Consider the following 13839-nt stretch of genomic DNA (forward strand, 5'->3'; position numbering starts at 1 on the left):
GGCCCCGGCGCCTGCCAGGGCGCGGTTACACGCGCCTGTCGGATGTACTCAATGAATCGGGTTCCAGTTGCAGCTGCAACAGGATGATGTTGTCCTTGACCTTCAGCTTGCGCTTCTTGAGACGCTGCAGCTCCAGGTCATCGGAGCCGGGGTCGTCCGACATCCTCTCGATCAAACGGTCCAGATCACCGTGCTCCGATTCCAGTTGCAGAATGCGGTCGCGAATGACCTCGGTCTTGACATGATGTTGATCGCGCATGCTCGCCTCCTCACCGATGCGGCGAACGCCGCGCCGCGTGCGCGGTTCCGCCTGAGGTTGCCGTCCGACTGACAAGCGGCAGCGCAGGTGCTGCTGCCGCTCTTCCTGCCTTACTGCGACTGCTGCTGGCCCTGCTGTTGCTTCAACTGGTCCTGCTGCTTCTGCTGCGCCTTTTCGGCCGCCTGGCGCTGGCGCTCTTCCACGTCAGCCTTATGCTTTGTTGCGTCTTCCTGTTTCTGCTCGAAACGCTGAGCCTTCTGCTGCCGCTCCACGGCCTTCTGCTGGCCTTCGTGACGCGCCTCGTCGAGTTGCCGCTGGAAGTCGGCCTGTTTCTGGTCGTACGCGGCCTGGTTTGCTGCCTTTTGTGCCGCGTCCGGACCACGGCGCGCCTGATCGACTGCGTGTTGCTGCTGCTTCTGCTCGAACGCTGCGGCATTCGCCGCGCGCTGCGGCGCTTCGGCGGCGCGCTGGGCTTCGTCCAGCGCATGCTGGCGCTGCTTTTCCTCGTAGGTCTCTTGATTGCGTGCTTCGTCTGCGGCCCGCTGCGGCGCGTCGGCTTCGTCCTGGGCACGCCTGAGCGCCGCCTGCTGGTCGCGCTGCTGCGCCCGCACGGCACGCTGTTCGTCGTCGAGCGCGAGCTGTTCCTTGCGGATATCCGCCTGGACCGCGCGCATCTGATCGCGCGCCTTGCCAAGGCAGTGATTGACGAAGAAGGTGCTGTAGCAATTGTGCTGCGCCACGGCATAACGATAGTTGTTCTCCGCCCCACGCCGGTCGAGCTCCTTTTGCCGTACGTCGAAGTCGCTTTGCGCCGCGGGGGCGGTATCGGAACCGTTGGAAACAGGAGCGAAGGCACCGGCCGCAGGCCCCGCCGGCTGCGTCTGCGCAGCAACAGGTGACGCGGAAAAAATCGCGATCGACGCAGCCATCACAAGTGCAGCGCCAGGCGCGACATCCCGTGCCGAGGTAGCCCTGCCCATACCGGGCAAAACGGGGAAAAAACGCAAGTTTATCAACGTCATCACAGGGCAACGGAACATGCCCGAAATTCTATCACCCTGAGCTTGAGCGCTCGGGCATTTATGGCAAAATGCCCCGCTTCAGCAATCCGCCGCGCAAGGCGCCCGGCCCGCCGGCGCGCGGCTTTCCGCGCCGCGGCGCGGGCCTCGCAGGAGCATCGAACAGCTTATGACGGACACCGTAGCACTCAAGATCGTACAGCGCATCGCCAACGAACTGTCGGTCCAGCCACGTCAGGTGGCAGCCGCCGTACAACTCCTCGACGAGGGATCGACCGTTCCGTTCATCGCCCGCTACCGCAAGGAAGTGACGGGGAACCTGGACGATACGCAGCTACGTACGCTCGAAGAGCGGCTCCTTTATCTGCGCGAGCTCGAAGAGCGCCGTACGGCGATCATCGCGAGCATCGACGAACAGGGCAAGCTCACGGACGAACTGCGTGCAGCGATCGAAGGCGCCGATAGCAAACAGGTGCTCGAAGACCTTTATCTGCCCTATAAGCCGAAACGCCGCACACGCGCCCAGATCGCGCGCGAAGCAGGACTGCAACCGCTCGCAGACGCACTGCTCGCCGATCCGCAGCTCGATCCGCAGACGGAAGCGGCGAAGTACGTCGATGCCGAAAAGGGCGTGGCCGATGTGAAGGCTGCGCTCGACGGTGCGCGCGACATCCTCTCCGAGCAATTCGGCGAAACCGCCGAGCTGCTCGGCAAGCTGCGCGACTACCTCTATAACCAGGGCGTGGTCTCGTCCAGCGTGATCGAAGGCAAGGAGGGCGAAGAAGGCGAGAAATTCCGCGACTACTACGACTACGACGAACCGATCAAAACCGTGCCGTCGCACCGCGCGCTCGCCCTCTTCCGCGGCCGCAACGCCGGCGTGCTGCTGGTAAAGCTCGGCTTGGGCGAAGAACTCGACGCGCAGGTGCCGCATCCCGGCGAGGCGATGATCGCGCGGCACTTCGGTATCGCGAATCAGGGCCATCCCGCCGACAAATGGCTCGCCGATGTCTGCCGCTGGTGCTGGCGCGTGAAGGTGCAGCCGCACATCGAAAACGAGTTGCTCACGAATTTGCGCGAGCAGGCCGAAACGGAAGCGATCCGCGTGTTCGCGCGCAACCTCAAGGATCTGCTGCTCGCGGCGCCTGCGGGTCCGCGCGCCGTGATCGGTCTTGACCCGGGGCTGCGCACCGGCGTGAAGGTCGCCGTGGTGGATCGCACGGGCAAGCTGCTCGCCACCGACACAATCTACCCGCACGAGCCGCGCCGCGACTGGGATGGCTCGCTCGCGAAACTCGCACGCATTGCCCGCGAGACGCAGGCAGAGTTGGTCAGCATCGGCAACGGCACGGCCTCGCGCGAAACCGACAGACTCGCGACCGAACTGATCGCGCGCCATCCCGAACTGAAGTTGCAGAAGATCGTGGTCTCCGAAGCGGGTGCCTCGGTGTACTCGGCTTCGGAACTCGCCGCGAAGGAATTCCCCGATCTGGACGTTTCGCTGCGCGGCGCGGTATCGATCGCACGACGCCTGCAGGACCCGCTCGCCGAACTCGTCAAGATCGAGCCGAAGGCGATCGGCGTGGGACAGTACCAGCACGACGTAAATCAGCGCGAACTGGCACGCTCGCTCGACGCGGTGGTCGAAGACTGCGTGAACGCCGTGGGCGTGGATGCGAACACGGCGTCGGTCGCGCTGCTCGCGCGCGTGTCCGGTCTCAACGCTACGCTTGCACGCAATATCGTCGACTACCGCGACTCGAACGGTCCGTTCCCCTCGCGCGAGCATCTGCGCAAGGTGCCGCGCCTTGGCGACAAGACCTTCGAGCAGGCCGCCGGCTTCCTGCGCATCAATGGCGGCGAGAATCCGCTCGACCGGTCGTCGGTGCACCCGGAAGCGTATCCCGTCGTCGAACGGATTCTGGCGAAGATTCGCCGCGGCATCGGCGAAGTGCTGGGTAACCGCGACGCGCTGTCCGGACTCTCGCCCACCGAGTTCGTCGATGACCGGTTCGGCCTGCCCACCGTGCGCGACATCCTCACCGAGCTGGAAAAGCCCGGCCGCGACCCGCGTCCCGAATTCAAGACGGCGACGTTCCGCGAAGGCGTCGAGAAGATCTCCGATCTTTCGCCGGGCATGGTGCTGGAAGGCGTCGTCACCAACGTCGCGGCGTTCGGCGCGTTCGTGGACGTCGGCGTGCATCAGGACGGTCTCGTGCACGTGTCGGCCATGTCGACGAAGTTCATCAAGGACCCGCACGAGGTGGTCAAAGCCGGCCAGATCGTCAAGGTCAAGGTGCTCGAGGTCGACGTGAAACGCCAACGCATCTCGCTCACCATGCGGATGGACGACGACGTCGCTCCTGGCGCGGCCTCAGGGCAGCGCAGCGGCACGCGGGACGAACGCGCCATGCAACCACGCAACGGCGGCGGCGCAAGGCCGCAGCCGCGCTCGCGCGAGCCCGAAGCAGTGGGCGCCATGGCGGCCGCCTTCGCGAAGTTGAAGCAGCGCGGCTAACGCCGGGTGTACACGAGGACGGCCGGTGCGAAAGCGGCGCCGTCCGCATAGCTCGATTTCGCAGAGGAACACGCGCACAGAACACGAGCGCAGGCCAAAACAAAACGGGGATCCAAGGGATCCCCGTTTTTCCTATGACGCTGCCTGCGCCGATCAGATCTCGATCTTCGTACCCAGTTCGACCACACGGTTGGCGGGAATCGCAAAGAAGTCGGTCGGCTTCGCAGCGTTCTGATGCATCCAGGCGAACACACGCTCGCGCCACAGCGACATGCCGGGCAACTGTGTCGGCACCACGGTTTCGCGCGCGAGGAAGAACGACGTGTCCATCATGTCGAAGGTCATGTTGTGCTGCTCGCCCATATGGAGCAACACGGCCTTCACGTCAGGCGTCTCGTTGAAGCCATAGTCCGCCTTCACGAGAAAAAGTCCGCCGCCAATGTCTTTGACCGTCATGCGCTCCTCGTCCTTCACGTAAGGAATATCGCGCGTGACGAACGTGAGAAAGATGGTGCGCTCGTGCAGCACCTTGTTGTGCTTGAGGTTGTGCAGCAGGCTGACCGGCACGAGCGCCGCGCTGCCCGTCAGATAGATCGCGGTACCCGACACGCGATGCGGCGGATGCGCGAGCAGGCCCTGCAGGAACGGCATGAGCGGAATACCGTCGGCCGCCGTGCGTTCCTTGACGATCATGCGCCCCTTGTACCAGGTCATCAGCAGGAAGAACAGCAGTGCGCCGACACCAAGCGGCAGCCAGCCGCCCTCCTCGACCTTCAGCAGATTAGCGCCGAAGAAGCCGAGGTCCACTGTCATGAAGACCGCGATGATGACAGCGACCAGCACCTTGTTCCAGTTCCACACGTTGACCATGACGACACAGGCGAGCACGGTGGTAATGACCATCGTGGCGGTCACGGCAATGCCGTATGCGGCAGCGAGATTGTCCGAACTCTTGAATCCGATGACGATGCACAGAATCACGGCCAGCAGCAGCCAGTTCACGACAGGGACGTAGATCTGGCCGATAGCAAGCTCGGACGTATGGAGAACCTTCATGCGCGGCACGTAGCCGAGCTGGATCGCCTGGCTCGTCAGCGAATACGCGCCTGAAATCACGGCCTGCGACGCAATCACCGTGGCGACCGTCGAAAGCACGACGAGCGGCAGCAATGCCCATTCGGGCGCGAGCAGGAAAAACGGATTCTCGATGGCCTTCGGGTTGTGCATGAGCAGTGCACCTTGCCCGAAGTAATTGAGCACGAGCGACGGCATCACGAGCACATACCAGGCCACGCGAATCGGCTTCGCGCCGAAGTGACCCATGTCTGCGTAAAGCGCTTCGGCGCCCGTGAGCACCAGCACAACAGAACCGAGCACCACGTAGGCCTGCAGCATGTGCGCGGACATGAACGCGACGGCGTACCACGGATTGAGCGCGGCGATGATGCCAGGCGACTGCGCGACGTGCCAGACGCCGAGCGCGCCGATGGTGGCGAACCACACCAGCATGATGGGCCCGAAAAGACGGCCGACCACGGCCGTGCCGTGTCGCTGGATCCAGAACAGCGCGATAAGGATGACGATGGTGAGCGGCACCACCAGATGCGCCAGCTTGGGCGCGGCGACTTCCAGACCCTCGACGGCCGAGATCACCGAAATGGCCGGCGTGATGACCGCGTCGCCATAGAACATGCAGGAACCGAAGATGCCGAGCATCATCAGCACGCCCGCCGCTTTGGTCTTCGTGCCGAACGGACGCAGCGAGAGCGCCATCAACGCGAGTACGCCGCCTTCGCCGTTGTTGTCGGCCCGCATCACGAACAGCACGTACTTGATGCTGACCACGATGATGATTGCCCAGAACAGCAGCGAGGCGACGCCGAGAATCGACGTTTCGTTCAGCGGAATGCCGTGGGAGGGACTGAACGCCTCTTTCAGCGCATACAGCGGGCTGGTGCCGATGTCACCGAAGACGACGCCGATGGCGGCGAGCGCGAGAGACGGCAACGAATGCTTGCCCGCGTGATTGCTATCGTTCATAAGCGGTTTGCGTGTCGGGGCGAAAAACGTGCGCTATTCTAAACCGGGCCTCCAAATCTGGCCCCGTGCTCGTTGTGGCAGCACCACGTGGTCAGACTGGACAGTCTGGCGCCGCACTGTTACAGACGCCACGGCAGTGGCGGCATGCCGACTTCCCGATGGGTTAGTTCGTCATCGAAACGACCGGTCGTTCGCAGTCTGGTGGCGTCAGCCGACGCCTGCGTTTCGCACGAACGCGTAGCTTGCATGAAAAACGGAGCCGATAGTGGCTCCGTTTCGATTCGCGACACGTGCAGTTTGCCGGCCATGCCGATCGTCAGCCTGGCGACCGTCGCTCACGTGTCGCTCTACTTGCGGCGTTACGGCTGCTTGCCCGTGCCGCGCTTGATCCATGCGCCGAGGTTGTGCGGCCTGACCGTGTCCCACTCTTCGAACGGCTGATGAATCCACGGATTGGTGGGCAGGTGCTGCACGTAATAATCGGGCTTCACCTTCGAGCAGGCCTTGTACCAGAGCACCGCCGAACGCACCGTCTCGACCGCCGGATAGCGATCTTTCAGATGCTGCTGCACGCGTGCCAGCGTCACGCCGGAGTCCACGAGGTCGTCGACCAGCAGCACGTTGCCCGACAGCTCACCACGCGTCATCGTGATGTACTGGGCGATATCCAGGTCGCCCTGCTGTGTGCCCGCCGCCTCGCGATACGAACTCGTGGCGAGGATGGCGAGCGGTAGATCGTAGATGCGCGACAGCTGATCACCCACGCGCAGTCCGCCTCGCGCAAGACACAGGATCTTGTCGAACTTCCAGCCTGAGTCGTGGACGGCGAGCGCCAGCAGTTCGATCAGGCGGTGGTACTCATCCCAGTTGACCCACAGGTTCCTGTCGTCGTTGCGCGGATCCGTCATCTGAATCATGTCCGTACCTCGCCAGTCAGACCTTGAACGGATGGCGCAGCAGGATCGTTTCGTCGCGATCGGGACCGGTGGACACCATGTCGATTGGCACGCCCGCCACCTCCTGCACGCGCTGCAGATAAGCCTGCGCGTTGGCCGGCAGCCTGCTCCACTCGGTAATACCGATCGTGCTTTCCTTCCAGCCGCCGAAGGTTTCGTAGACCGGTTCGCAACGCGCGACTTCGGACGCGCCGCGCGGCAGGATATCCGCGTCCTTGCCGTCCATCTTGTAGCCGACGCACAGTTTGACCTCGTCGAGCCCGTCGAGCACGTCGAGCTTCGTGATGCACAGGCCGGACACGCCGTTGATCTGGATGGAGCGGCGCAGCGCGGCGGCATCCAGCCAGCCCGTACGGCGCGGACGACCCGTCACCGAGCCGAATTCCTTGCCCACGTTGGCGAGCGTCACGCCCACCTGTTCCTGACGCTCCGGATTGTCGGCGTCGTACAGTTCGCTCGGGAACGGGCCCGAACCCACACGCGTGCAATACGCCTTCGTGATGCCGAGAATGTAGTTCAGCTTTTGCGGACCCACGCCCGCACCCGCAGTGGCCGCACCGGCCACGCAGTTGCTCGAAGTGACGAACGGATAGGTGCCGTGATCGATGTCGAGCAGCGTACCCTGCGCACCTTCGAACAGCAGATTGCGCCCCTCGTGGTTTTCGTCGTAGAGGCGGCGCGACACGTCCGTCACCATGGGCGCGAGACGGTCGGCATAGCTCAGCATCGTATCGAGCGTCTGCTGGAAGTCGACTGCGGGCGCACCCAGGTACTGGGTCAACACGAAATTGTGGAAGTCGAGGTTTTCGCGCAGACGATCCGCGAAGGCCTTGGGCTCGAACAGGTCTTGCACGCGCAGCCCCCGGCGGCCCACCTTGTCTTCGTAGGCCGGCCCGATGCCGCGACCCGTCGTGCCGATCTTGCCGGCGCCGCGGCGCGCTTCACGTGCCTGGTCGATTGCGATGTGATACGGGAGAATCAGCGTGGCCGCTTCAGAAATGAAGAGACGCTTTACGACGTCGATGCCAGCGCTTTCGAGTTCGTCGATTTCCTTGAACAGGGCTTCGGGCGACAGCACGACACCATTGCCGATGTAGCACGCCACGCCGGGACGCATGATGCCCGACGGGATCAGACGCAGGATGGTTTTCTTGCCGCCGATGATGAGCGTGTGGCCCGCGTTGTGGCCGCCCTGGAAACGCACGACGCCCTGAGCGTGGTCCGTCAGCCAGTCGACGATCTTGCCTTTGCCCTCATCTCCCCACTGGGTCCCTACGACAACGACGTTGCGCCCGGGATTCACATTCACTGCGCTGGCAGACATGGTGTTTCGTAAGCTGGTTAAAAACGTATTTTACCTGGGTTCGCGCAGGGTTCCGAGTTTTTTCCCGAATTTTCCTTTTGCGCTCAACGATATGGCGCGATCCGACTGTCCATTGGACAACCCGCTTCGACGCTGACAAAAGCGTCCCGCGCCACTTCGAGCGCCAGCTTTCGCCGATCGTGAAGACAATGTTCGGAGCCGCTCCTCAGGGCCGTGCTTCAGGGCCGTGCTTCAACGACCCAGGCGCCGTTGCGCTCGACCAACACGCGGTCGCACGCGAACTCGTCGAGATCGTGCTCGTGTCCGGGCAGCGCCTGAATCACGACTTCGCCTGCGTCGCGCAGCGCGGCGACACTCGCCCGCAACGCATCGCCGTGCTGCCACGGCGCGAGAATCGCACTGCTGCGCGCCTCGACTGGCGAGACACGCGCGACTTCGCGCAGGTCCAGCGAAAAACCGGTTGCGGCGCGGGCACGCCCGTAGGCCTGACCGATCTGGTCGTAGCGGCCACCGCGAGCCACCGCATTCGGCACACCATCGACATACGCGGAGAACATCACGCCGCTGTGATACGCGTAGCCGCGCAGGTCGGCGAGATCGATCATGACTTCGGCGCCTTCGACCTGGCCCGCGAGGAACTCGAGGTCGTCGAGCGCGCGCCCGATCTCGGGCCGCTGCGGCAGCCGTGCGCGGGCTTCGGCGAGCACCGATGCGTCACCGTACAGCATGGGCAATGCGCGCAGTGCGTCGCGCGTCACGGGCTCCAGCGACGCGGTGAGTTCCGCAAGCCGCGGGACGTCTTTGCCCGCAAGCGCTTCATACAAAGTCTCGCCGAGTGCCGTCACGGCCGGTTGGCCGTCCATCAGCGCAGCGAGCACACCGGCATGGCACAGGTCGAGCCGCACTTTCGCAAGGCCCGCAAGCCGCAGCGCGTCCAGCATCAATTGCTGGATCTCGACGTCGGCCTCGAGGCCGCCATGACCGTAGATTTCCGCGCCGATCTGAATCTGCTCACGCGTGGCGTGCAGCCCCCGGGGACGCGTATGCAGCACGTTTCCGGCGTAGCACAGCCGCGTCACGCCCTGGCGATTGAGCAAATGGGCATCAATGCGTGCCACCTGCGGCGTCATGTCGGCACGCAGGCCCAGCGTGCGGCCCGACAACTGGTCCACGAGCTTGAACGTGCGCAGGTTCAGATCGCTGCCGGCGCCCGTCAGAAGCGACTCGATATATTCGAGCAGCGGCGGCATGACCATCTCGTAGCCATACGAGCGGAAGCGGTCCAGCAGGCGGCGCCGCAACTCTTCGATCTTGCGCGCCTCGGCGGGCAGCACGTCGGCGATATTCTCGGGAAGTAACCAGGTCGACATCGGTTGAGTCCTACAACATTGAAAACGGCGCTTGCGTACCGCTAAAACGGGAGCGCAATGGAGTGAGAGCACTCTGGCACCTTGCCGGCATCACCGCACGTATCGCGTGCGTTGGGCGTGCCTTCGGGCGTTCGTTCCGACTGCCGCACAGCCTACGTGGCGATCAGCAGCAGCACGAGCCCGAGCCCCATCACGATCAGGCCGCCGATGCGAATGTGATGCACCGGACGCTCCGCTATTCTACGAAACGTGTCACGCCACGCCGACGGAAACACGAACGGGAACATGCCCTCGATGATCAGCATGAGGGCGATCGCGAGCAACAACGAGCCGGCTATGTCCATGGGGGCAAGGCGCCGCGTGCAATGCGCGGCGTTCGTTAGTGTTTGCGCGGGGGAGCGGGGGTATCCGAAGGGCTGGTACCACCGGGACCACGCATGAAGCGGAAAAACTCGCTCGACGAATCGACGACCACGACGTCGTTCGGCTTGAAGCTCGCCCGGTACGCCTGCATGCTCTGATAGAACTGATAGAACTGCGGGTCGCGGCTGAATGCCTGTGCCGCAATCGCCGCAGCCTTGCCGTCCCCCTCGCCCTTGATCGACTGCGCCTCGCGATATGCGTTGGCCACGACCGCCTGTTGCTGACGCTCGGCGTCAGCCTTGATCTGCTCGGCCTCCGATGCACCCTGTGCGCGCTCGTCGCTCGCCTGCTGCTCGCGCGCCGCGATCATGCGCTTATAGACGGTGTCGGCCATGGCAGCTGGAAAGTCGACGCGCGTGAGCGTGATGTCGAGCACATCGACGCCCAACGGCGCGGCCGCCTTCTGCAATTCGTCGCGCGCCGCGGCGGCGATGTCCTGCTGCTTCGCGAGTGCATCGGTCAACGTGTATTTCGAGAACGTGTCGCCCAGCACGTCGCGTGACAGCGAAGCGAGACGGTCCGTGAGCGTCTGCGTGTCGCCCTTCGTCGCGGCGAACAGCTTGATCGGCTCGCTCACGCGATACTTGATGACAGGATTCACGAGCAGGTCGGTCTTGTCGGACGTCGTGTATTTGTCGGCATCCGGCGCATCGAAGCTGCGCACGCGCGTATCGATCCACGTCGCCGTCTGCAACGGAGGTGGCAACTTCACATGCAGCCCCGCGCCGACGACGGCCGGCACACCGCCGCCACGGCCCGAGACCACGACCACATGACGCGGATCGACCACGAACACCGTGGACGACGCCACGAGCAATACAACGACGATAGCGATGACGAGCGCAATGATTCGGTTCATGTCGGCGCTCCTTACTGCAGATCGTCTTCGCGGCCGCGGCTGCGGAACGCGTCGCGCGAGCGCAGTGCGTCGTCCGACGCGGCCGCCGGATTGGCGGCGCTGGCCGGCGCAGGTGCAGAGGCCGAAGAGGCAGCCGACGCGGCAGGGGCCGGCGCGACCTGCATCGCCGCGGCTCCGGACGAAGCCGACGCGGCTTCCGCCGCCCGGCGGCGCGTTTCGTCGACGATCTTGTCGAGCGGCAAATAGATCACGTTGTTGCCCGATTTGCTGTCGACGAACACCTTTGTCGTGTTCGAGTAGATGTGCTGCATGGTGTCCAGATACAGACGTTCGCGAATCACCGCAGGCGCCTTCGCGTACTGTTCGTAGACCTGCGTGAAACGGTCGGCGTCGCCTTGCGCTTCGGCAACGACGCGGTCGCTGTAAGCCTTCGCATCGTCGATCATGCGTGCGGCGTCAGCCTGGGCACGCGGGAGCAGTTGGTCAGCGTAGGCCTTCGCGTCGCGCTTCGCGCGCTCGCGGTCCTGACGGGCCTTCGCGGCGTCGTCGAACGCTGACTGCACCTGCTCCGGCGGCTGAACACCCTGGATCGTCACGCCGACCACTGCCAGACCGGTCTTGTACGCATCCAGCGAACGCTGGATGGAATCGGTCAGCTGCTGGCGAATCGCTTCGCGATCCTGATAGAGCACGTCGCTGGTGCTGCGCGCGCCCACGATTTCGCGCACGGCGGCCTGCGCCGCCTGCGTCACGCTCAAATCGGGATCAGCGCTCTGGAAGAGATAGTCGTTGGGTTGGCGGATCTGATACTGGACGACGAAGCGCAAGTCGAGGATGTCGCCGTCACGGGTAAGCATGGACGCGTCCTTGACGTTGGCCTGACGCACCACATTGCTGCGGCCGATCTCGACCGAACGGATCTGCCCGACGTTGACGGTCTCGTGCGTTTCGAACGGATACGGAAGCCGCCAGTGCACGCCCTGCTGCGCCGTGTAGCGATACTGGCCGAACTGGAGCACCACGGCGGCCTGCCCTTCCTGCACGACGAACACGCCGCTGCCAAGGTACACCGCAAGCAGCACGCCGATGACGATGCCCACGCCAATGCGCGCGCCGCGGCCATTGTCGGGCCGACGCTCGCCCAGCCCGGGTCCGCCGGATCCTTTACGGCCGAACAGCCCCGACAGACGCCGGTTGAAGTCGCGCCACATTTCGTCGAGATCGGGAGGGCCGTCACCGCCGTTCTTGCCATTCTGCGGACGGCGCGATTCGTCCGAACGCTGACCGCCACCATTGCCCTCGCCGCGTCCCCAGCGGGGATCGTTCAGCGAAAAAATGCCACGTGATCGCAGCCAGCCAATCCGCTTCTTGTAATCGTTCACCTGTGTTCGTTCGCCAGTGTAGACAGCGGGTCGTTGCGTGTTCATGCGGACGGGAGCGAGTCAGTGCCCGTGTTCCGGAACCTTGCGGGAATCGTGCGGTGCCGCCGGCCACTCGTGTTGCGGCCCGTCTTGTGGCCCGTCTTGTGGCCCATTACGTACGTCAAGTACGTCATGTAAGCCTCGTACGTCACGCACTTCGTCCGAAAGATATTCGGCAGTAGCGATTTCTGCGATGGCGGCGCGCAATGCATCGAGCCCCTGGCCCGTGCGCGCGCTCAAAAAGACGCGCGAAATATTACCATACTCATCACGCTCGACCGCACTGCCGCGGGCCGCCAGCTCAGGCACCGCGTCGATCTTGTTGAACACGAGCACCTGGCGGATGGAGTCCGCACCGATGTCGTGCAGCACGCCGTTCACCTGTTCGATCTGGTCGAGCCGCACAGCACTCGACGCGTCGACGACGTGAAGCAGCAAGTCAGCGTGAACCGTTTCTTCGAGCGTGGCGCGAAACGCCGCCACGAGCTGGTGAGGCAGTTCGCGAATGAACCCTACCGTGTCGGAAACCACCACCTGCCCCACCTCGTCGCCCAGATAGACGCGGCGCGAGGTGGTGTCGAGCGTGGCAAAGAGCTGGTTTGCCGCGTAGGCCTGCGCCTTCGTCAGCGCATTGAACAATGTCGACTTGCCCGCGTTCGTGTAGCCCACGAGCGATACCGACATGGTGCGGTTGCGCTCTCGCTGCCGGCGTTGCGTGCCATGCTGACGGCGCAGCTTCGCAAGACGCGACTGCAACATCTTGATGCGCTCGCCGATGAGGCGACGGTCGGTTTCGAGCTGCGTCTCACCGGGGCCGCGCAGACCGATACCGCCCTTCTGGCGCTCGAGGTGGGTCCACGCTCGAATGAGCCGCGTGGATAGATACTGCAACTGTGCAAGTTCGACCTGCAGCTTGCCTTCGTGGCTGCGGGCGCGTTGCGCGAAGATGTCGAGAATGAGGCTCGTGCGGTCCACCACACGCCGGTTAAGCGTTCGCTCCAGATTACGCTGCTGCGCAGGCGCGAGCGCGTGATTGAAGATGACGATTTCGACGTCGTTCGCCTCGCACGCGAGGCGCAACTCTTCCGCCTTACCGCTGCCGACGAACATGGCAGCATCGGGACTGGAACGGCGACCGGTGAGTGTAACGGCGGGATGGGCGCCCGCGCTTTGCGCGAGCAGGCTGAGTTCTTCGAGGCTGGCTTCGAAATCGATCTTGCCGAAGTCGATGCCGACGAGCGCTGCGTTGATCAAATTGGAGGATGTCAAAATAGAAACGGCCGGTTCGTGTCGCCGACTGGCGACGCTGCGCCGGCCGTGACGGGGATCAGGTGGATTCGGTATCCGGGTGGAAATTCACGGGGCGCGCAGGCACGACCGTCGAGATGGCGTGCTTGTACACCATCTGGGTCACCGTGTTCCGGAGCAACACAACGTACTGGTCGAACGATTCGATGTTCCCTTGAAGCTTGATGCCGTTGACGAGATAGATCGAAACCGGCACATGCTCTTTACGCAGTGCGTTCAAAAACGGGTCTTGTAACAATTGCCCTTTGTTGCTCATAGCAAACTCCGTATTTTTTTGCAGGTTGTCCAGATTGACGGCGAAGAAAAAGAAATTCGCCGCCAATCGCTACACTATAGCCGATT

The 13839-nt window shown here is 63.6% G+C and carries 12 protein-coding genes; 1 reads left to right on the forward strand and 11 read right to left on the reverse strand.

What is annotated here, in order from left to right; all coding sequences use genetic code 11:
- Positions 1-25: 25 nt before the first annotated feature.
- Positions 26-259, reverse strand: coding sequence for a DUF465 domain-containing protein (locus PKKP23_RS02805; RefSeq protein ID WP_017778047.1), 234 nt, complete (start codon positions 257-259; stop codon positions 26-28).
- Between the two features lie 110 nt (positions 260-369).
- On the reverse strand, positions 370-1281 hold the full coding sequence (locus tag PKKP23_RS34395) for a colicin transporter (protein WP_420873180.1): 912 nt from the start codon (positions 1279-1281) through the stop codon (positions 370-372).
- A gap of 166 nt (positions 1282-1447) precedes the next feature.
- Between PKKP23_RS34395 and PKKP23_RS02815 the strand changes: the two genes are divergently transcribed.
- Positions 1448-3796 carry a Tex family protein gene (locus PKKP23_RS02815; protein ID WP_126875713.1) on the forward strand — a complete coding sequence of 783 codons (2349 nt, stop codon included), beginning with the start codon at positions 1448-1450 and terminating at the stop codon, positions 3794-3796.
- A gap of 153 nt (positions 3797-3949) precedes the next feature.
- On the opposite strand, the gene PKKP23_RS02820 is transcribed toward PKKP23_RS02815, so the two are convergent.
- The 9 genes from PKKP23_RS02820 to hfq all read right to left on the reverse strand — a co-directional run bounded on the left by PKKP23_RS02820 (position 3950) and on the right by hfq (position 13753).
- The gene (locus PKKP23_RS02820; RefSeq protein ID WP_017778044.1) at positions 3950-5836 is read right to left on the reverse strand and encodes a potassium transporter Kup; all 1887 of its coding nucleotides are present in this window, start codon (positions 5834-5836) and stop codon (positions 3950-3952) included.
- Between the two features lie 359 nt (positions 5837-6195).
- Positions 6196-6753 carry a phosphoribosyltransferase gene (locus PKKP23_RS02825; RefSeq protein WP_017778043.1) on the reverse strand — a complete coding sequence of 186 codons (558 nt, stop codon included), beginning with the start codon at positions 6751-6753 and terminating at the stop codon, positions 6196-6198.
- A 16-nt stretch (positions 6754-6769) separates the two neighbouring features.
- A complete protein-coding gene (locus PKKP23_RS02830; RefSeq protein WP_126875714.1) occupies positions 6770-8116 on the reverse strand; it encodes an adenylosuccinate synthase in 1347 nt (448 codons plus the stop codon).
- Positions 8117-8334: 218 nt separating this feature from the next.
- Positions 8335-9486, reverse strand: a complete 1152-nt coding sequence (locus PKKP23_RS02835) for an ATP phosphoribosyltransferase regulatory subunit (RefSeq protein WP_017778041.1) — start codon at positions 9484-9486, stop codon at positions 8335-8337.
- Between the two features lie 152 nt (positions 9487-9638).
- On the reverse strand, positions 9639-9830 hold the full coding sequence (locus PKKP23_RS02840; protein WP_017778040.1) for a DUF2065 domain-containing protein: 192 nt from the start codon (positions 9828-9830) through the stop codon (positions 9639-9641).
- 35 nt (positions 9831-9865) lie between these two features.
- Positions 9866-10768 carry a protease modulator HflC gene (gene hflC / locus PKKP23_RS02845; protein WP_126875715.1) on the reverse strand — a complete coding sequence of 301 codons (903 nt, stop codon included), beginning with the start codon at positions 10766-10768 and terminating at the stop codon, positions 9866-9868.
- Between the two features lie 11 nt (positions 10769-10779).
- Positions 10780-12150 carry an FtsH protease activity modulator HflK gene (gene hflK / locus PKKP23_RS02850; RefSeq protein ID WP_126875716.1) on the reverse strand — a complete coding sequence of 457 codons (1371 nt, stop codon included), beginning with the start codon at positions 12148-12150 and terminating at the stop codon, positions 10780-10782.
- A gap of 60 nt (positions 12151-12210) precedes the next feature.
- Positions 12211-13458: a GTPase HflX gene (gene hflX / locus PKKP23_RS02855; RefSeq protein WP_126875717.1), complete on the reverse strand. Its 1248-nt coding sequence runs from the start codon at positions 13456-13458 to the stop codon at positions 12211-12213.
- Positions 13459-13516: 58 nt separating this feature from the next.
- Positions 13517-13753 carry an RNA chaperone Hfq gene (gene hfq, locus PKKP23_RS02860; RefSeq protein ID WP_033352116.1) on the reverse strand — a complete coding sequence of 79 codons (237 nt, stop codon included), beginning with the start codon at positions 13751-13753 and terminating at the stop codon, positions 13517-13519.
- Between the last annotated feature and the right edge of the window lie 86 nt (positions 13754-13839).

Source organism: Paraburkholderia kururiensis JCM 10599 = LMG 19447, assembly GCF_003986935.1.
Taxonomy (GTDB): domain Bacteria; phylum Pseudomonadota; class Gammaproteobacteria; order Burkholderiales; family Burkholderiaceae; genus Paraburkholderia; species Paraburkholderia kururiensis.

What these genes read in the sequence shown, in the direction of transcription:
- PKKP23_RS02805 (WP_017778047.1), bottom strand. Translation starts at nt 259, where the DNA reads ATGCGCGATCAACATCATGTCAAGACCGAGGTCATTCGCGACCGCATT.
- PKKP23_RS34395 (WP_420873180.1), bottom strand. Translation starts at nt 1,281, where the DNA reads ATGACGTTGATAAACTTGCGTTTTTTCCCCGTTTTGCCCGGTATGGGC.
- PKKP23_RS02815 (WP_126875713.1), top strand. Translation starts at nt 1,448, where the DNA reads ATGACGGACACCGTAGCACTCAAGATCGTACAGCGCATCGCCAACGAA.
- PKKP23_RS02820 (WP_017778044.1), bottom strand. Translation starts at nt 5,836, where the DNA reads ATGAACGATAGCAATCACGCGGGCAAGCATTCGTTGCCGTCTCTCGCG.
- PKKP23_RS02825 (WP_017778043.1), bottom strand. Translation starts at nt 6,753, where the DNA reads ATGATTCAGATGACGGATCCGCGCAACGACGACAGGAACCTGTGGGTC.
- PKKP23_RS02830 (WP_126875714.1), bottom strand. Translation starts at nt 8,116, where the DNA reads ATGTCTGCCAGCGCAGTGAATGTGAATCCCGGGCGCAACGTCGTTGTC.
- PKKP23_RS02835 (WP_017778041.1), bottom strand. Translation starts at nt 9,486, where the DNA reads ATGTCGACCTGGTTACTTCCCGAGAATATCGCCGACGTGCTGCCCGCC.
- PKKP23_RS02840 (WP_017778040.1), bottom strand. Translation starts at nt 9,830, where the DNA reads ATGGACATAGCCGGCTCGTTGTTGCTCGCGATCGCCCTCATGCTGATC.
- hflC (WP_126875715.1), bottom strand. Translation starts at nt 10,768, where the DNA reads ATGAACCGAATCATTGCGCTCGTCATCGCTATCGTCGTTGTATTGCTC.
- hfq (WP_033352116.1), bottom strand. Translation starts at nt 13,753, where the DNA reads ATGAGCAACAAAGGGCAATTGTTACAAGACCCGTTTTTGAACGCACTG.